Source organism: Nocardia sp. NBC_01009 (assembly GCF_045208035.1).
Taxonomy (GTDB): Bacteria; Actinomycetota; Actinomycetes; order Mycobacteriales; family Mycobacteriaceae; genus Nocardia.
Window position 1 is genome coordinate 7,074,903 of record NZ_CP108695.1, and the last position, 17,445, is coordinate 7,092,347.

General features: G+C 64.8%; 20 protein-coding genes and 1 pseudogene. 11 read left to right on the forward strand and 10 right to left on the reverse strand.

Features of this window, described 5'->3' with window-relative positions:
• The first annotated feature begins 1 nt into the window (after nt 1).
• Together OHA42_RS31895 and OHA42_RS31900 are read left to right on the forward strand one after the other, a co-directional pair.
• Nucleotides 2–799: an ABC transporter permease subunit gene (locus OHA42_RS31895; RefSeq protein WP_406231426.1), complete on the forward strand. Its 798-nt coding sequence runs from the start codon at nt 2–4 to the stop codon at nt 797–799.
• A 211-nt stretch (nt 800–1,010) separates the two neighbouring features.
• Nucleotides 1,011–1,637, forward strand: a complete 627-nt coding sequence (locus OHA42_RS31900) for a DUF4126 domain-containing protein (protein WP_406231428.1) — start codon at nt 1,011–1,013, stop codon at nt 1,635–1,637.
• Between the two features lie 225 nt (nt 1,638–1,862).
• Here the strand turns inward: OHA42_RS31900 and OHA42_RS31905 are convergent, their stop codons facing one another.
• Nucleotides 1,863–2,222 carry a DUF4254 domain-containing protein gene (locus OHA42_RS31905; protein WP_406239748.1) on the reverse strand — a complete coding sequence of 120 codons (360 nt, stop codon included), beginning with the start codon at nt 2,220–2,222 and terminating at the stop codon, nt 1,863–1,865.
• Between the two features lie 314 nt (nt 2,223–2,536).
• Here OHA42_RS31905 and OHA42_RS31910 point away from each other — a divergent pair, with 314 nt between their 5' ends.
• Nucleotides 2,537–2,755, forward strand: coding sequence for a hypothetical protein (locus tag OHA42_RS31910; RefSeq protein ID WP_406231430.1), 219 nt, complete (start codon nt 2,537–2,539; stop codon nt 2,753–2,755).
• Nucleotides 2,756–2,995: 240 nt separating this feature from the next.
• Nucleotides 2,996–3,382 (forward strand): VOC family protein, encoded by a 387-nt coding sequence (locus tag OHA42_RS31915; protein ID WP_406231431.1) that lies wholly within the window; start codon nt 2,996–2,998, stop codon nt 3,380–3,382.
• A 358-nt stretch (nt 3,383–3,740) separates the two neighbouring features.
• On the opposite strand, the gene OHA42_RS31920 is transcribed toward OHA42_RS31915, so the two are convergent.
• The 3 genes and pseudogenes from OHA42_RS31920 to OHA42_RS31930 form a co-directional block, all read right to left on the reverse strand.
• On the reverse strand, nt 3,741–4,325 hold the full coding sequence (locus tag OHA42_RS31920) for a hypothetical protein (RefSeq protein ID WP_406231433.1): 585 nt from the start codon (nt 4,323–4,325) through the stop codon (nt 3,741–3,743).
• Between the two features lie 46 nt (nt 4,326–4,371).
• Nucleotides 4,372–4,502, reverse strand: a pseudogene (locus tag OHA42_RS31925) (recombinase family protein); the annotation flags it as partial.
• 199 nt (nt 4,503–4,701) lie between these two features.
• Complete coding sequence (locus tag OHA42_RS31930; RefSeq protein WP_406231434.1) at nt 4,702–5,382, reverse strand: TetR/AcrR family transcriptional regulator; 681 nt, start codon at nt 5,380–5,382, stop codon at nt 4,702–4,704.
• 120 nt (nt 5,383–5,502) lie between these two features.
• On the opposite strand from OHA42_RS31930, the gene OHA42_RS31935 reads away from it, so the two are divergent.
• From OHA42_RS31935 to OHA42_RS31945, 3 genes are all read left to right on the forward strand, one after another.
• The gene (locus OHA42_RS31935) at nt 5,503–6,177 is read left to right on the forward strand and encodes an SRPBCC family protein (protein ID WP_406231436.1); all 675 of its coding nucleotides are present in this window, start codon (nt 5,503–5,505) and stop codon (nt 6,175–6,177) included.
• 489 nt (nt 6,178–6,666) lie between these two features.
• Complete coding sequence (locus OHA42_RS31940; RefSeq protein WP_406231438.1) at nt 6,667–6,867, forward strand: hypothetical protein; 201 nt, start codon at nt 6,667–6,669, stop codon at nt 6,865–6,867.
• Between the two features lie 259 nt (nt 6,868–7,126).
• Nucleotides 7,127–8,512 (forward strand): flavin monoamine oxidase family protein, encoded by a 1,386-nt coding sequence (locus OHA42_RS31945; RefSeq protein ID WP_406239750.1) that lies wholly within the window; start codon nt 7,127–7,129, stop codon nt 8,510–8,512.
• A gap of 150 nt (nt 8,513–8,662) precedes the next feature.
• Here the strand turns inward: OHA42_RS31945 and OHA42_RS31950 are convergent, their stop codons facing one another.
• Nucleotides 8,663–9,097 (reverse strand): hypothetical protein, encoded by a 435-nt coding sequence (locus OHA42_RS31950; protein ID WP_406231440.1) that lies wholly within the window; start codon nt 9,095–9,097, stop codon nt 8,663–8,665.
• 128 nt (nt 9,098–9,225) lie between these two features.
• Between OHA42_RS31950 and OHA42_RS31955 the strand changes: the two genes are divergently transcribed.
• The 3 genes from OHA42_RS31955 (at nt 9,226) to OHA42_RS31965 (ending at nt 11,178) form a co-directional block, all read left to right on the forward strand.
• Nucleotides 9,226–9,855: a TetR family transcriptional regulator gene (locus tag OHA42_RS31955; RefSeq protein ID WP_406231442.1), complete on the forward strand. Its 630-nt coding sequence runs from the start codon at nt 9,226–9,228 to the stop codon at nt 9,853–9,855.
• Nucleotides 9,856–9,989: 134 nt separating this feature from the next.
• Complete coding sequence (locus OHA42_RS31960) at nt 9,990–10,850, forward strand: helix-turn-helix domain-containing protein (protein WP_406231444.1); 861 nt, start codon at nt 9,990–9,992, stop codon at nt 10,848–10,850.
• A gap of 58 nt (nt 10,851–10,908) precedes the next feature.
• Entirely contained in the window at nt 10,909–11,178 is a 270-nt protein-coding gene (locus OHA42_RS31965) for a hypothetical protein (RefSeq protein WP_406231446.1), read from the forward strand.
• Nucleotides 11,179–11,305: 127 nt separating this feature from the next.
• On the opposite strand, the gene OHA42_RS31970 is transcribed toward OHA42_RS31965, so the two are convergent.
• Together OHA42_RS31970 and OHA42_RS31975 are read right to left on the reverse strand one after the other, a co-directional pair.
• Entirely contained in the window at nt 11,306–12,496 is a 1,191-nt protein-coding gene (locus OHA42_RS31970; RefSeq protein ID WP_406239752.1) for an IS701 family transposase, read from the reverse strand.
• Nucleotides 12,497–12,647: 151 nt separating this feature from the next.
• Complete coding sequence (locus OHA42_RS31975; protein ID WP_406231448.1) at nt 12,648–13,631, reverse strand: hypothetical protein; 984 nt, start codon at nt 13,629–13,631, stop codon at nt 12,648–12,650.
• 466 nt (nt 13,632–14,097) lie between these two features.
• Here OHA42_RS31975 and OHA42_RS31980 point away from each other — a divergent pair, with 466 nt between their 5' ends.
• Entirely contained in the window at nt 14,098–14,970 is an 873-nt protein-coding gene (locus OHA42_RS31980; RefSeq protein ID WP_406231450.1) for an SAM-dependent methyltransferase, read from the forward strand.
• A 44-nt stretch (nt 14,971–15,014) separates the two neighbouring features.
• On the opposite strand, the gene OHA42_RS31985 is transcribed toward OHA42_RS31980, so the two are convergent.
• From OHA42_RS31985 to OHA42_RS31995, 3 genes are all read right to left on the reverse strand, one after another.
• Nucleotides 15,015–15,638, reverse strand: coding sequence for a TetR/AcrR family transcriptional regulator (locus OHA42_RS31985; RefSeq protein ID WP_406231452.1), 624 nt, complete (start codon nt 15,636–15,638; stop codon nt 15,015–15,017).
• An 88-nt stretch (nt 15,639–15,726) separates the two neighbouring features.
• Entirely contained in the window at nt 15,727–16,551 is an 825-nt protein-coding gene (locus OHA42_RS31990; protein WP_406231453.1) for an ABC transporter permease, read from the reverse strand.
• A complete protein-coding gene (locus tag OHA42_RS31995) occupies nt 16,548–17,369 on the reverse strand; it encodes an ABC transporter permease (protein ID WP_406231454.1) in 822 nt (273 codons plus the stop codon). The genes OHA42_RS31990 and OHA42_RS31995 overlap by 4 nt, the downstream gene beginning before the upstream one ends.
• Nucleotides 17,370–17,445 lie beyond the last annotated feature (76 nt).

Sequence of the window (17,445 nt, forward strand, 5' to 3'; positions counted from 1 at the left end):
CATGCTGGTGTGGACACGACGCGGACGGGCCACGGTGCTCACAGTCTTCGCACTCATCGTGCTCGTGGTGTTCCTCGCCCCGATTGCCACCGTGGCCGCCGCGGCGCTGGCCGGTAGCTGGACCGGTCCGCTGCCCTCGGATCCGGGTCTGTCGAACTTCCGGCAGGCCTTGTCCGGCCAGGAGGCGGCCAGCTTGTCGGTGAGCCTGCAGACCGCTCTATTGGCGGGCGGACTCGCCCTGGTGCTGGGCACCTGGGCGGCACTCGCCGCGCGGGAGGCGCCCGACTGGTGGCGAAAGTTCACCGATGCGGTGTTCCATCTACCAGTTGCGGTGCCCTCCGTCGCCATCGGTCTCGGGGTGCTGATCGCGTTCAACGAGCGGCCGCTGCTGCTGGGGGGCACCAAATGGATTGTCATCGTGGCTCATTCGGTGCTGGTGCTCGCCTACGCTTTCAGCGCCGTGACCGCGGCGCTCGACCGCCTCGATCCCACCTACCGACAGGCCGCGGAGTCGCTCGGCGCGGGACCGTTGCGGGTGCTATTGCTGGTGACGCTGCCCTTGTTGCTCCCGGCCCTCGACGCGGCAGCCGGTCTGGCAGTCGCCCTGTCCATGGGCGAGCTGGGCGCGACGATCATGGTTTACCCCGCAACCTGGAAGACATTGCCGGTCACCATCTTCGGGCTCACCGACCGCGGCGAGGTGTTCGACGCAGCCGCCAGCACCTGCCTGCTGCTGCTGGTGACGCTGGTCGCCTTGGTCGCCCTCGGTCGCCTGAAGGGCCGTGCCGCACTGCGTTGAGCATGAGCCGCACAGCGTTCTTCCCGATCTGTACGGCATCGAGCCCAGATCGGCCCGGTGTCGAGCAGAACTACGCGGCATCGAGCTCGGGCCTCCGGGCGGCGGTGAACTTGTACGGCATCGAACCCCGAACGCGCAGTGTTGACCCCGAGCTGCGCGGCATCGGCCCAGGCTGTGCGGCATCGAGCCCGAATCGCCCTACGATGACCAGGTGGAAGCACTTCCTCTGATCTTTACCGCAGGCTGGGCGAGCGGGGTCAATGCCTATGCCGTGATCTTCCTGTTGGGCATATTCGGCGCCACCGGCCTCTCCGACGACGTGCCGGAGGCGCTGCAGCGGACCGATGTGCTGATTGCCGCCGCTGTCCTGTTTCTCATCGAGGCCGTGGCCGACAAGATCCCGTACCTGGATTCCTTCTGGGACGCGCTGCACACCATCGTCCGGCCCGCATCGGGCGCCGTCGTTGCCGCGCTGCTGGCCGGCCAGGACGGCTCGCTCCCCCAGCTAGCCGCGGGCGCGGTGGGTGGAACCACCGCGCTGGTAAGCCATTTGGTCAAGGCAGGCACGCGAATGGCGATCAATACCTCGCCGGAGCCTGCAAGCAATATCGTGATGAGCGTGGTCGAGGACACCGCCGTCGCCGGCATCGTCACCCTCGCCATCTTCTACCCGATCGCGGCCGCTGTCTGCGCGGGCATCCTGCTGCTGATCGGCGTGATTCTGGTGGTCTTGCTCGCCAGTAGAATCCGTCGCTACCTCGTTCGCCGCAGGCAGCGCCGAGCCGCGAGGCAAGCCGCGACGGCTCGAGCACAGGCAGTACTGCAACGAGAGTGGTAGCAGCGAACACAGATCCACAGCGGGCGTGCCGCGCCAGTCGACCACGCGGCACGCCGGGCAGGGCGCCCCGTTGCGCCCGCCGTCACTGCTGGCGACATAAACATCCGAATGGACGCACTGGTCGGATGAATCGACATCCGGGACGTCGCCTTTACATCAGTGACGCTGTTGGGGCAGTGTCACCAATTCGCTGTGTCGCAAGAACGAGACCGTTGGTCGCGCGGTTCACTGCTCGGGCAAACGGCGGCGGCCCCCGACCACGTCGGTCACGAGATCAGTGTACCCGTCAACTAGTTCGGCTAGGTGGTACCAATGTTTATGGGTATTGTCGCTGCGCGCACCATCGACATCGATCGCCTGGTTCGCATCCACCCAGCCGCGAGCCATCCTGTCGACCACCGCACCCAGACTCTCGGTATGCAGTGAAGCGCCGTTGCGATGCTGCGGGATCTCCTGCGCGATCCAATCATTGATGTCGTCGACGAGTTCGCTTCGACGACAATCGATTTCGGATATCAGATGCGCATCCAGCACTTGCCCGCGTCGCGCGTGCAACTCCGCGAGCGCATGCGCGGAGCGCAGCAATTCACGATCTTGGAAACGTCGTCCTTGGAAGGCACACAATATTTGCGGAGCAGTCGGCAGCACCCCTACCGTCGGCGCGCTCATCCCCATACCCCGAATTCACCCGACACCAACGCGCTTTGTACCAACATAATTGGCTCTCGATTCGGTTATCCCGGTCATCGGATCGGTTGTTAAAAACTAGGCTAGCTGGATCATGCTCTTACAGATGCAAGAACGCAAGAGTGCGTCTGCATTGCTGCGCCTACACCTTTCTGATGCCCGTATCCACAGCAGCGCAACAACTTCAACACACTCCGAACGGGGTGGCGTCCATGGGCGCAAGCGACGTGAACCCGCTGGTCCTGCGGCAAATAACACCCCAGCGCACCCGCGCACGGAACCGTTCAACCCTGCCGATCCCGACGCTGGAACCGCCTCCGGCGAAGGCTGATCCGAGGTTCGTCTACGGCGCGCACACCCTCGACACGCCGGGACGAATCGTCGATCGGGCGATCCTCGATGTCCTCGGATGGGCATCTGGGGTCGGTTGAACTGGCACGCTGGTAACGCGCATCACCGACTCGGAGCGGTTGGTCAACACCCTCGCCGCCGAACGCAATCCGCCGCAGTGACCGCGGCGGCCACGGCGTGGCCTACGCGGTTGTCAACTCCCTGCGCTGCCTCTACAAGCACGCGGTCCGTGACGACATCATTGACCGCTTCGCCGCGCTGACAAGGAGAAACGCTGTTCGGAACAATCCCGAACAACCCGCACGCGTAATGTCGCACGCATGGCCTGCAGGATCACCGAACTCGTCATCAACTGTGCCGACCCACAACGGCTGGCGGACTTCTGGTGCGAAGTCCTCGGCTATGTCGAACTCGGCTGGGAGGACGGCGCCCTGGAGATCGGTCCGCCCGGAACCGGCTTCGGCGGGCCGCAGCCCACACTGGTGTTCAGCCGCGGCACCGAGCCGAAGCGCGGGAAACTGCCGCTGCACATCGACGTGAACCCGACCGACCGCGATCAGGACGCGGAACTGGAGCGGCTGCTCGCCGCGGGTGCACGGAAGGTCGACATCGGCCAGACCGGCGCCGAAACGTGGCACGTGCTGGCCGACCCGGAGAGGAACGAATTCTGCCTGCTCCGGCGCCGGGTCGAGGCGGCGGAGAGCTGAAGGGCGGTCAGCTCACGTAGTCCAGCTGGTGGTCTTGGTGAACACCGTTCTTACCGAGGAACACTCGCATGCTACGGCCGGTCTGCACCCCACAACCCGCGACACCGATACCACGTCGGTCAACGCCTTCGTGTGCGCGCTGACCGGTTACTGGACCCGCAACAGCCGCCGACCAGCGCCGCCACGGTCGCCGAAACTGAGGCAATACCAAGTCCATACGGCCCGAGTATCAGCTGAATGGCTGAGCCGACGACTCGGCTGGCTATAGGCTGACAGTTGGATTTTCGCGGGTTGCCACTAAGGATCGGCGGGCAGGGCGGGTGAGCAGCCCCGGCTGGGCTGGTCTGTGCTGGATTGTTCAGACGCGTTGAAATCGAGTCGGGCCCAGGCGCAGGTTTTCGCCTACCCATTGTTCGAGCTCGCTGAGCAGGTGTCGTTCCGGCTCGTTGTCGTGGTAAACCTTGGCAATGAGATCGGCCCCGGCAGCCATGTGATGGGCAACATCACGGACCCCGGAGTCATGGGCAGGGTCGTTCCCGACGGCGGTCAGCAACCCGTAGATCCGCAGCGCGGTAGCGTGAGCGGCTCGTCGCAGCTCGGTGGCGGCGTGATCGTCGAGGTCGGTCGGGGTCAGGAATTCATACAGCGTCTCACCACGGTCGGTGATGACATTGACGGTCCGTTCACCGGCGGCGTCGGTCAGCCACATTTCGGCGTCAGCGGTAATTTCGTAGACCAGGTCGTGCCCACGAACGCAATCGGGTCCGCGCGCTGTGGTGAGCAAGGCCAGGCTGGCTCGCCCGACCGCAAGAAAACCACTCAGTGCGTGTGCTAGCAACTGCTCGGCAGGACCGGATGAGCGGCACGGAAGTCGTTGCCCCACCATCGAAACCCAGCAGGTCAGATGTTCGGCGCCAGTGTCTGTCGCCCGGAATGGCGTCATACCCGGCATGCTACCCCGGACCTGCACCGCAACCTGGCAGCAAAACGCGCTGGTGTTCCAGGATCAGGACTCCCTCGAACTCGACGAAGACGCCCATCACTCTCAGCAGCAGGTTCGCCATCGGCGAATCATTGCGGTGAAAGCCAGTGCCTCCTTGACGAATTCGACCCGCACGCCGGGCCCCACGGCCATCCGGACCTGGCTCGGGCCATCGCCGATACGGGTTAGCCCACGTACCCAGCCGACACCCCGAACGCGCCGATGGTGACCGGACAGCGAGGCATTTCGTCGACGCTAAGAGACCGCGACGCGGCAACTCGCGCGCGCGACCGAATTCGCGGCGATCGCCCAGATACAGCCCGCTGCTTGGTCGTGGTCAGCGCGCCAGAAGGGTGTTCAGTTCGTCAGCGAACAGGAGGGCCGGGTCGAACTCCATTCCCGAGAAGTGGCCAGCGAGTTCGAGCGAGAGCACCCCGTGCAGTCGGGTCCAAAAGGACACGGCACGGTGGAGGGTCGCGGCCGGCACCGAGTCGCCGTTGGCCCATCGGCGATGGTTCTCGAGGTGGGCGTCGAACGGTGTCGCTTGCCCTTCCAGGGACAGCGCGGAGAAAGCTTCGATCAGCACCGTCATGATTTCGGATGAGATCTCGGTGGTGTCCTCGGGTGCGTGGTAGCCGGGGACAGGTGTGCCGTAGATGAGGAAGTACCGCTGCGGGTCATGCAGGGCCCAGTCCCGCACGGTGTAGGCCAGCTCGGCTACGTCGGCACCGGAGTCGAACGCTGCCCGCAGAGTGTCGGCAAGGCTTCGGTAGGCGTCGCGGATAAGTTCGGAGATCAACTCGTCGCGACTGGCGAAGTACCGGTACAGGGCGGGGCCGCTCATGCCCACACGTTTGGCGATCGCGTTGAGCGACAGCGCGGACACACCTGCCGTGGCGATTTGCTCCCATGCGTGCTGCTTGATCTCTTCGCGCACTCGAGTCCGATAACGCTCCCGCGAACCCGTCCCATTCGTTCCCAACGTCAGCCACCTCCGCTCCGGCTCCTCAGCATCCACGGTTAGACCCTATCACTTTCTCTATTGACACTCACGATTCATGATTATAGCTTCTAACTAAGTCGAGTAGCACTAACTCGAAGGTTAGTCGGCCCGAGGCCCTGAACGAGGAGAGCAACCATGTCGAACCCGCAAATCCGCCGCCGGACCGGTGCGCGCACTGTCCGGTTCCTGATCCCACTGGCCGCGGTCGCGCTGACCGCCGTCACCGCGTGCAGCGGCGACAACAACGACATCAGTAGCGGCGGGACCGGTCAGGTCACAACGACCGCCGCCCCCGCCACGGCTTCGCTGACCTGCCACGGAGCAGGCATCGATGATGCTGCCCAGATCAGGTATCGCACCGAGACCTTGATCAACGCGCCGCTGAGCACCATCTGGGAACTGCACACCGACGTGGAGCACTGGCCCTCCTGGCAGCAGCCCGTCACGAGCATCAAGCGCGTGGACCAGGGACCACTGCGGGAAGGCTCGCAGTTTCAATGGACAACTCCGGCCCCCGCTACTCCCACGACCCCTGCCACCACCCTGGTCATCACTTCCTCCGTCCAGCAACTGCAGCCGAACAATTGCATCCGCTGGAGCGGTCCCGCGATCGGCGACGGACTGCGCATCGACAACGGCGTCCACGTCTGGAACTTCACCGAGGTCGACGGTGGCGTCCTGGTGCGCACCGAAGAGAACTGGACCGGCGCACAGGTCGAGGCCGACGTACCCACCTCCACTGCCTTCCTCGGAGCCGGGCTCGAAGCCTGGTTGAAGGACCTGAAGGCCACCGCCGAAGCCGGCCACTGAAGGCCAGATACTCCAATGAATTCCTCTGCGCCCCATCTTGATCCAACGATTCTCGCCTACCTGGTGGTGAGGCGATGTCTGCGATACTCGGCAACTGATCTGGGTCGTCCTTGCCCGCGCGGCGCTGACCCGGGAGCGGGCCCCCGCGTGATCGACTGCACGACACCGTGGCCCCATCAGCGGCACGTCTCGTGGTCTCCCGCACCGTCAGGATGCGGGATCGGATTGTGGGTGTAGCGGACCCAATCTCCTGTGCCGGTGGTGATTTCGGTGAGGCGCCCGACCGAATCGTGCGTCTGGTGACAAGCGATGCCGGTGGCTGGTGCGATCGTGGTGACCTGTCCAGCTGCTCGTGGTGCGAGTTGCGTCGCCGGTTGCGGCAGGTCCGATTGCGGATCATCCAGCTGATGAGGCGCACGATCATCGCTGACCGGATTCAGTCAGGAAGAATGTTTTGCAGTCATCGCCTCGGCCGCGCAGGATCAGCGGATGATCGTGCACCAACTCGACCAGAACGAGTGGACGGTCGTCCGAGCCGTCCGGCTCGCCGCGCTCATCGAGTCGCCACCAGGAACGTTCGGGTCCACCTTCGAGGTGGCGTACGGATTCACCAGAACCGGTAATCGGAAGCAGTGCATCGACTGGCCTGAACAGTTCGAGATCGAGATGTCGCTCGCGTTGGAGCCCTGAGACCCTTGAACCACAGCACCGACAGCTCAGGAGCGATGCCGAGGTCAGCTCGACTGGCTGCTAGTCCCCCTGGAGCCATGCAAGACAGGTGCGCTCTTCGGTTTAACGGTTTGTGGCACTGCGGCTTTGCTATAGAATTGCCAGATTCGAGAGTAGGCCGAATCGAAGGCGATTTCGCGCCCGTTGTGTCGAGGGTGCGGCCACTGATGCGCCCGGCACAGCGGCCAGGCGCAGAACTCCAACACGAGGACGGCTCTCCATGACAGACGTCGACTATTGCGTGGTCGGTGGGGGATTCGCGGGATTGACGGCCGCCCTGCGGCTGAAACAGGCGGGTCGATCGGTGGCGGTGCTGGAAGCCAGGGACCGACTCGGCGGGCGCACGTTCACCGAAGTGCGCGAGGACGGGTCCTGGATCGATCGCGGTGGCGCCTGGATAGGGCCGGGGCAGGACCGGATCTATGCACTGATGAATGAGTTCGGCGTACCCAGCTACAAGCAGTACACCGACGGTGAGGCCATGATGGTGGTCGATGGCAAGCAGTACCGCTATACGGGCACGATCCCGTGGACGATGAGCCCCTGGGCAGCGCTGAACCTCGGTGCGGTGTTTCTCGAATTGGGACGTATGAGCAAGTCGATTCCTCTCGAAGCTCCGTGGACAGCGAAGAATGCCGACAAGTGGGATCAGATCACCCTGGCGCATTGGCTGGATAGCAATACTCTGTCCAAGCCCGCCCATGAGCTGCTCGAGACCGCCATCGCCGGCTGCTACACCTCGGCCGCCGCGGAGGTGTCGTTGCTCTTCGTGCTGTACCAGATGGCGTCGGGGGGTGGGCCAAGCTTCGTCCTCGGAGTCAAGGATGCGGCCGAGGATGCTCGGCCCGTCGGCGGCATGGGTGCCATCTACCGGCCGATGGCGGCCGAGATCGGCGACTCGATCCAGCTGTCGCAGCCGGTCCGGGACATCCATCAGGATGCCGACGGGGTGACGGTGCGCTCCGACAAGTTGACCGTGCGCGCACGCCGGGTGATCGTGGCAGTTCCCTTGGCGATCGCAAGCCAGATCCGGTACGAGCCGATGCTGCCGGTCGATCGATCGTTCCTGCATCAGCGGATGCCGAGCGGTGCGATCTTCAAGATTGCCGCCCTATACGACGAGCCGTTCTGGCGTCGCGACGGGCTGTCGGGGCAGTCGGCCGCACCAGGATCGCCCGCAACCGTCACCATCGATGCCTGCACGGACACCGGGCGACCCGGGGTCATGTGCGTCATCACCGAGGGGCCCATCGCGCGGCAGATCGGACAACTCGACGAGGCCGAGCGGAGGGCGGCGATCCTCGATGCCCTCGCCGAGCGGTTCGGCGACAAGGCCCGCTCCCCCGTCGACTACATCGAGCAGAACTGGAGTGCCGAGCGCTATTCCGGTGGCGGGATGCTCAGTCACGCACCAACCGGTGTACTTACACAGTTCGGTCATGCCCTGCGCGAACCTTGCGGCCGCATCCACTGGGCCGGAACCGAGAGCTCTGCCGTCATGTGCGGTTGGGTCGACGGAGCCATTCGCTCGGGTGAGCGGGTGGCGAGCGAAGTGCTGGAACACGAAACCGTGACCGCACTCGGAGGCAGGCCAGCTCATCTTTGAAGCCTGTCGGGCAGGTTTGCTCGCCGGCAGCGAGGCGTTGCTCAGCGCCGCGACCTTCGCAGCGGCGCTGGTGGACCGAGTCCAGGCGGGTCGATGTTGCCATGAACGGCTCGGTGGATCCCGCGGACCCACCGAGCCGTGAGGATTCCTTCAGGCGGGCGCCAATTCTTCCGAGAGCCGACTGGTGATGGTGGTCAGCACACGGGCCGCGGTGGCCAGATCCTCGGCCGAAACGACACCATAGGCACGGGAGACGATCGCACCGGATTCGGCGCGCACCTTGGCGACCAGTGCACGCCCCGCCTCGGTGACCCTTACCCGCGCATCGGGCAATTCGGCGATGAGTCCCGTCTCGACCAGCGCGTTCAATGCCGCCTCGACCGCGGCAGGTACCCACTGCGTCATACCGGCGACGCGGACAATGTGCGCGGCCCGCCCGACGGGAGCACCCGCGGCCGCCGCTTGATTCAGCGTGATCCACCGCTTCTCGTCGAGCGTGGTGCCTGCCAGCACACGGTTCAGGATCGCTGTGTGGTGCTTCTCGACCTGGCCGATGATCGACGGGGTCAGTGCGGTTGCGGTCATGTCGAGCTCCTTGATCGGGTGGTTCCTCGTTGTGACGCCATTCTGACACTTAGTTCCATTCGTGCGCAAGTCCTATATGGAACTCAGTTTGTTTCGTGCAGGAGAACCAACTGCGGTAGCATTCGAGCATGACCACGACCGGCGACCGCGCACTGCCTCTTCGCGAGCGCAAGCGACTACGCACCCGCCGCGCGCTCGCCGACGCAGCGCTGCGGTTGTTCACCGACAAAGGTTTCGACGCAACCACATTGGAGGAATTGGTCGACGAGGCAGAAGTGTCGCGCAGCACGTTCTTCCGCGCTTTTCCTGCCAAAGAAGCGGTAGCGATCGAGGCCGAAACCGAGATCTGGTCGAATTACCTTGCGACACTGGCGGATCGCGAGTTGTCCGGCATCCTCATCAGCGATCTGCGTGATGCACTGACCGAGGCGGCCACCACGCTCGAGCCGGACTGGGACCGTCGCTATATCGCCACTCGGCGGCTGGTCCGGACCGCGCCCGCCCTGCTCGCCCATGTGGAGTACTACCGCACCGGCGTCCAGCAGGAGGTAATCGCCTGCCTGGCAAGCAAACTCGAACTGGACACCGATGACCTGCGACTCCACATCCTCGCCGAGCTGACCACCTCCGCATGGAGCGTCGCGGGCAGGGACTGGGTCCGCAACGACGGGGAAGGCGGGCGTAAGACCCTCATCGAGCGTCTCCACGGCGCGTTCGCGGCAATACCCGCCAGCCTGGAACTGTCGGCGCACGACTAGCAGGATCGGTGGCGGTAAGCTCGGCCGAAATGACCACACTCTCGGTGTGGATCTGCTGGACTGGGTGGACTCTTACCGATGTGCGAACGCAGTAGTGCGTTCCGAGTAGGACGCCCGGCGAAAGGGTAGATGTCATGGCAGGCAAGCGGACGGTCCTGACTGCGGGACTGCGCCGACTCTCGGTGCTGCTGTTCGATATGCGCGAACAGTCCGGTCTCAGCAAAGAGGAAGTCAGCAGCAAGACCGGGATCAACATCACCACGCTGTACCGCATCGAGACCGCTCAGGCTCGCCCACAGCGACGCACCCTGATGGCGATGCTCGACCTGTACGGCGTCACCGAGCAGCAGCGCGAGGACGCGCTGGAGTTGCTGTCGGACGCGCTCAAGCCCGGCATGTCGCGGCCGTACGAGGCCAGCCTGACCGACGTGTACGCCGCCTATATCAACTTCGAATCAGAGGCGCTCTCGGCCAGGCACTACCAAACCTCGTTCATCCCAGGGCTTTTGCAGACCGAGCAATACGCCATCGCGGTCATCGATACCTCCATGCCGAAGCTGGAGGCATCGGCATTGGAACGCCGCGCCAGGGCCAGGCTGGACCGGGCCGCGGTACTGACCAAGACCGATCCGCTCGAACTATGGGTGGTCCTCGACGAAGCCGCGATCCGCCGGATGGTCGGTGGACCCGAGGTCATGAACGGCCAGCTCATGCGGCTGCTCGAGGAGATCAAGAAGAAGAACGTGATCTTGCAGATCCTGCCGTTCGGAGCGGGCGCGCACCCCGGTATGGCCGGATCCTTCACGCTGCTGGACTTCCCCAACCCGGCCGACCCGGAACTGGTGTACGTGGAAGGCATCGCGGGCGACGAGCTGATCGAGGGTCACACCGAAATCCGCCGCTTCGGCGTGATCTTCGACCAGTTGCGCGCCATGGCCCTGAGCCCGCGGGACTCTATCGCCCTCATCAACGAGGCCGCGGCGAAAATGCGCTGATACTGCAACGGCACCTGTGTGAGTCGGTGCTGGTAGAGCTGTTGTGTGGTGTTGGATCGTGTTGTGGCGGAGTTTGATTCGCCCCGGCCTGGCTCGCAACCTCGAAAACCGTTGCTACAAAAGGGGAACCAGCGCACTCGATGACGGCGTGATCGCGCTCGTCATACCGAAGATCCGTCGACTACCGATCGCGTTCTTCCTGACCCGACACCACCTCGCCGACCACATCTGGTCCTGGCCAGGTGGCGACGCCGCCGACAACACCCAGCCCGTTATCCACTACCGACGCCGCGGCCACCCGCTCACCCGAGTGCCGTTGCAGTGCTAGTACTCCAGCAGCACTTAGTTATATAAGGAGTGTCGTCGCTGGTAGTGGGCTTGTTTGGCCCGGTATTGGTGGCGTCGGCGCCAGATCGACCAGTGCCAGATCTGTTCGAGGGTCTTGGTAGTGGTGATCAGGTGTGCCAGAAGACGTCGGACTTCACCGAATGTGAGTGAGATGAGGCCGCTGCCAACACTTTTGGGGAGATAGCGGCGGTGACTGCGAGGTAGGTGTGGGCGAGCATCGCGAGGGTGACGTGGCGGTACCAGGCGTCGTAGCGGCGGACCTGGTATTGGTCGAGCCCGACCTCGGTCTTGGCGGTTTGGAAGCAGTCCTCCACGGCCCAACGTGCCCCGGCCACTCGGATCAGTTCGTCGTCGGTGGTGCCGGTAGGTGCGCAGCACAGGTGGTAGGCGATTTCCAGCTCACCTTTAGTGTTCGGTGTCAAGGCGCGCCGCGCCAGCACCCAGCGGATCCAGCCCGGCGCGGTGGTGTCGTGGTAGGTGGGAAGGGTGGCCACGGCCCAGTCGAACAGGCGTGGCCCCTTGGCGCCCTCGCCGCAGCTTCGGCGTTTCCACGCCTGTGAAGGTGCTTGTGCGACAAGGTAATCCGCGCGCGTGCTGCCCGCGGTGACGGGGATGGCCTGACTGCACGGCACCGCCACCACATAGCCGATGCGGCGGTTTTCGAGCCAGGACCGGAACTTCGAGTCCCCGCCGTATGCCTCATCGGCGGTCACCCACCGCGCCGGCACCCCGGCATCGAGCGCGCGAGCGAGCATCTGCTTCGCCAATGTTGCCTTGGTGGCGAACTCGACTTCGTCGGGTACGCCGGCCGTACGGCAGCGTTGCCGGTCCTCGGTCCACGACTTGGGCAGATACAACTCCCCGTCGATCAGCGTGCGCCCTTTTCCGGTGGTGTAAGCACAGAACACACCCAGCTGACAGTTCTCGATCCGCCCTGCCGTTCCGGAGTATTGGCGTTGCACCCCAACCGATTTCACGCCCTTCTTGAGGAAACCCGTCTCGTCCACGACTAGCACGCCATCCCGATCGCCGAGGTGCTCGACGGCATACGCGCGCACATCATCACGCACCCCGCCGACATCCCACGCCGCTCTGTTCAGCAGCCGCTGCATCCCGTGCGGAGTCCCGTCACCAGCGGCTTCGGCCAACGTCCACCCATTCTTACCCGCCAACGGCGCCAGCAGCCCCCGCACATACGCCCGCGCCCGCAACCTCGGCTCGGCCCGATAAAACCGCCCCGCCACCCGCCCGAACAGATCATCCAGCCCAGCCACCCACGCAGCCAGATCCTCATCGATCACCACAACGAAAGAGGTTACCGCACAATATAACTAAGTGCTGCTGGAGTACTAGCGAGTTCGAGTCGCGAGAGCAGCGCACGTCCGCCTTCACATCCTTCGCCGGGTAATCCCAAGCCCGGTTGGTGTGCGGCGAGACGGACGGCACGGCTCAGGCGGCCGAGACCGGTTCGGTTGCGGGCGTCGACGCGAACCGACGGGTACGAAAAGTGCCGAGGGCGAGGACCGTTGACGCTGTGACTGCCCAGGCCAGCAGGATCGCTATCGGTCCTGCCGCACCGGCGCTATCGAAGAACGCCGCCGAGCGCAGCAAGGACGCACCAGCGCCCGGTGGAAGCAACTGGCCCAGCGCGCCCCACGGCCGCGGAAGCATCTCCGGGCCCGTCGACGCCGCCGAGAGAGGGTTGCCCAGCAACAGAAAGGTCAGGCCGGCGATGCCCAGGCCGACCCGCCCGGCCACGGCGCCGAACGCGACGATAGTCGCGGACACGGCGAACGAGATCAGCCCGATCACTGCTGCGAGAACGAAGTACGGGCCGGGCAGCAGCGACAGCCAACCTGCGACGATCGCCGTACTCGACAATCCCGCCGCTACCGCATAGGTCGCCAGCCCCACCAGGCGCGCTCGCATCGACGGAACGACAAGCGCGAGCAGATATCCGACCGCCAGGCTGGAAACAACCAGCGGCAGGGTCATGGCCGCGAAGCCGCCGCCGTTCGGATCATCGGGATCGGTGCCCACCACGTCCTCGACCGATGCGGCCGATGCCCCCGATAGCTGCTGGGCGATACGAGTCAGTTGCTGTGCGACCGACGGACTCGCTGCTGACGCGATCAGCACATGTGGCCCACCCTCACCGCTCGGCGCGCCGGTGACGATCGCGCCGTACACTCCGCGGTCGGCAATCACCTGGCGAGCCCCTGCCGCATCGGCGACGGTAACGATCTCGAACGCGTCGGGATGGCGCCGGCTCAGGTGGGCGGCGACAGCGGCGGCCTGCGGGCCGGCGACGGCGACAGGCACGTCCCGTGGCTCGAGGTTGGAAGCGGGCCAGGCGAAGGCGATCAGCATCACTCCCTGAAGCACGGTGGCGGCCAGACCCACCGCGACCGCGCGCCGCCGCATGACAGTCATTAGAACCCTTTTCCATAAACCGAATCATTGTTCTTTTTGTCCAGTCAACAGTGACAGCGTGACGACTCTCTGTCAAGAACGACTGTTCGTTTTATGTTGCCTTCGCGCCCACGGTGCCGATGAGCGCCTGCCGTGCCGCCGGTTGGATCCTCGACGGGATCCAGGCGATGTCGGCACCCAAAGGCCGTCTCCCACATCACCAACACGGCGAACGCGGAGATGTCATGCCGCTGTCGATGTCGTAGCGAGTGGCGGTGCGTGCGGGGATTGTGCTCGTACGCACCGAACCTGGGCGCACGAGCGGTTGACTACCGATCTCGGCGTGACCGCGATGACGGTAGACGTATGGCTCAAGTAGATCGCCAGCCGCCATCAATCAGAATGATAGTTCTGTTTGACAGCAGACACGTCGAAGGCAACGATGTAAACAGAATCACCAATCGTTTTGCTAGAAGGAGTGGTGGATATGACGCACGGGCGACGGGGAGCGGCGGCATTGCGAGGCATCGGGGCGACATCACTGGCAGTGGCCGCGCTGCGGGCAATGGAGCACGAGCGCTCGGATCGGTTGTTCCAGGATCCGTACGCGCAGTGTTTTCTCGACGCAGCCGGTCACGGCTGGGGCACGAATCCGGCGGCGCCGGCCGGCGGGATGAGTCTTGTTGAGCTGATGGCGGGGCAGGTGGCGGTACGGACTCGCTTTTTCGACGAGGTACTGCTCGACGCTGCCGGCGATGTGTGTGTGCAGGTGGTGTTGCTCGCCTCAGGTATGGACACCCGCCCGTATCGGCTGGACTGGCCCAGTGATACGCGGTTGTTCGAGATCGACTTCAGCGCGGTGTTTGCCTTCAAACGCGACGCGCTTGTCGGCAGTGGTGCGGTGTCGCGATGCCCGCACATGGAGGTGGCGGCCGACCTTCGAGAGGACTGGCCGAAGGTATTGCGGGAGGCCGGTTTTCAGGTGGACGTGCCGACGATATGGCTGGCCGAAGGCATCCTGTACGCTCTGCCGGCCGATGCTGCCGACCTGCTGCTGGCACGCATCACCGAACTGTCGGCTCCCGGAAGCGAACTGGCGGCCGACCACACCGAGGACTCACCGCTGCTGCGCGAGGCGCGGGCAGCCATCTCGGACGAGCTGGTTCGACTGTGGCGCGGTGGACCCGCCGGCGATCTCGGCGCCTGGTTCGGCGAACACGGTTGGGAACCTTTCATACGCGACATCCGGACGCTCTCCCGGTCCTACAAGCGGCCGGTGCCTCCCGCGTTCGACCCGGAACGTGACGGTACGGGCAGGGGCTGGCTGATCACGGCCCGACTTCGTGACGAATCGACGTAGACGGTCTCGGGGGCCTCGCCGCCCGGCCGAACGCTACCGACTGTCTACTCGTCCCCGCGCCGTGATCCGACGGTTTGCGGGGCGAGTAGCAGCGGGTGCACTCCCCTGCTGAACGCCTTCGCGCCGACGCCGTCCAGCAGTGCCTGCTGAAACAGGAAGGCGGGACCGAATGTGGTGAGTACGCGCGCGACGTCGCCCGGTTTCGCCGCCGGATCGAGCTGCCCCTCCTGCTGAAACCGCTTGACCAGTCGAACGAACTTCTCACGCATCGTGCGATAGCTTCCGGCAAGCGTCGCGCCGAGTATCGGATTGCGCACTGCCTCTGCCCACACCTGCACCACCAAGGCCGCGAACTCTCGCCGGGTGTCCTGTTTGTCCAACGCCGTGAACAGTCGTTCCAGAACCTCCGGGAGCGGCGGGAGGGCCTCGTTGTTCAGTACGTCGTCGAATCCGGCGGTGATCTCGGCGACAACCTCCTCGATGATCGCGGCAACCAAGGCTTCCTTGCTGGTGAAGTAGCCGTATACCGCGCCAGCGGACAACCCGGATTCAGTGAAGATGTCCTGCATCGACGTGGCCTGGAATCCCGAACGTGTGAAACAGCGCCTGGCAGCATCGATGATCTGACGCCGACGTGCATCGCGATAGCCTGGTGTGAGACGTGGCATGGGACCAGTATAGAGAACACATGTTCCGTTTGTTTGAATCGCACTACCAACGCCGCGGCCACCCACTCACCTGAGTGCCGCTGGGGCACTAAGCGCGGCTGGCGCGCCGGTAGCCGAGCGCGGCCGGGATCGCGAACACCACGATCGCGCCGACCGACCAGGCAATGGTCGCCAGTAACGGCGTGCGCACGGGGCCGCCGAGCGACAGTCCGCGCATCGCATCGATGGCGTAGGTCATCGGTTGGTGCTCGACGATCGGTTGCGCCCACGCCGGATAGGCGGTCAGCGGCACGAACCCGGTGCAGAAGAACATCATGAGCGATGATCCCAGCGAAACTGCCTCCACCAGAGCGGCTTTCGCACTGAACACCGCAACGGCGGTAACCACCGTCGCGAACGCGAGCCCGAACAGCATCGGTACACCGAACAGCGCGAAACCGGCCGCCACCCCGCGCTCGAACCGGAACCCGAGCGCCACACCGACCGCGAACAACACCAGCGTGCACGACAGGATGCGCACGCCCTCGGCCACGATCCGTGCCGCAAGCCCCGAGGCGCGGTGCACCGGCAGCACCCAGAACCGGGCCAGCAGTCCTTGGTCTCGTTCCCTGCCGAGGGTGATGGCGCCGGCCACCGACCCCGACATCACACCGACCAGCGCGACCATCGGCACCGATCCGTACAGCGCACTGGAGCCGGCGAACGACGAAATCTGACGACCGAGAACAGTGTTGAGCATGATCAGCAGCAGCGCGGGGAAGACAAGCGACTGGACGACGGTCAGCGGATCTCGCCGCCATCGCATCAGCAGCCGTTTGGTCTGAATCATCGTCTGCGGCAGAAACAGTCGCCAGGTCTCGGTGGCGCCTGCCACCTTTGTCAATGCCACCACCTGCGTCGGCGCGGAGGTCATACCGACCTCCGCATCGCCACGATCGTGGCCGCGCCACCGAACACCACGGCAAGACCGAGCGCCCACGCCAGCGGCGGCCCGAGCGTCGACCAGTCCACCGCGCCCGCATTGGGTGTCGAGTCACTCGCCAGCGCGCGCAGCCCGTTCACGAATTGCGACACCGGCTGGTTACGCGCGAAACCCTGTATCCAGGCCGGGAATTGGTGGGCGGGCGCAAAGCCCGTCGACACCATGCCGAGGATCAGCTGCGGGAGGATCAGCGCCTGGGCGGTCGCCTCCGGGCTCTTGACGAGGCTGCCGAGCAGGTCCGCGCCGAGACACAGCGCCAAGGAGATCAACAACGCGTAGCCGAGGAAACCCAGTGTGTGCCACCAGCCTCCATAGAATCTGAACCCGATGACATGCCCGGAGACCAGCGCCGCCGACAAAGCGATCAACGCCCGATACAGCGCCGCGGTGACCCGCGCAGCCAGCGGCGTCACCGCGGGCATCGGCATCGACCCGAACCGCTCATCGAGGCCGTCCTCGGCATCGGTGGCCGAGCGGAAGGCGGCCGAGATCGCACAGAAGGCGACCGCCTGCATCACGATCATCGGCATCAGGAACTGCGCATAACTGCTCAGCCCGTGGCCGTAGACGGACATCACCAGATTCAGCGGCGTGTAGAAGCCGAGGGTGAACAGCGTCGGCGCCAGCACAGCGGTGAACAGTTCACCGTTGCGCCACAAGGGCCGGATCACCCGCCGAGTCAGCACCCACCACTGCGCCACCGGTGCGGTATGCGGTCGCGGCGCGCCGACCAGCCGATCGCTGCTCATCTGCACACTTCCATCGTGCGCGACACTCGCGCCTCGCGACGGCCAACACGACACATAACCGCCGACTAATTTGCCG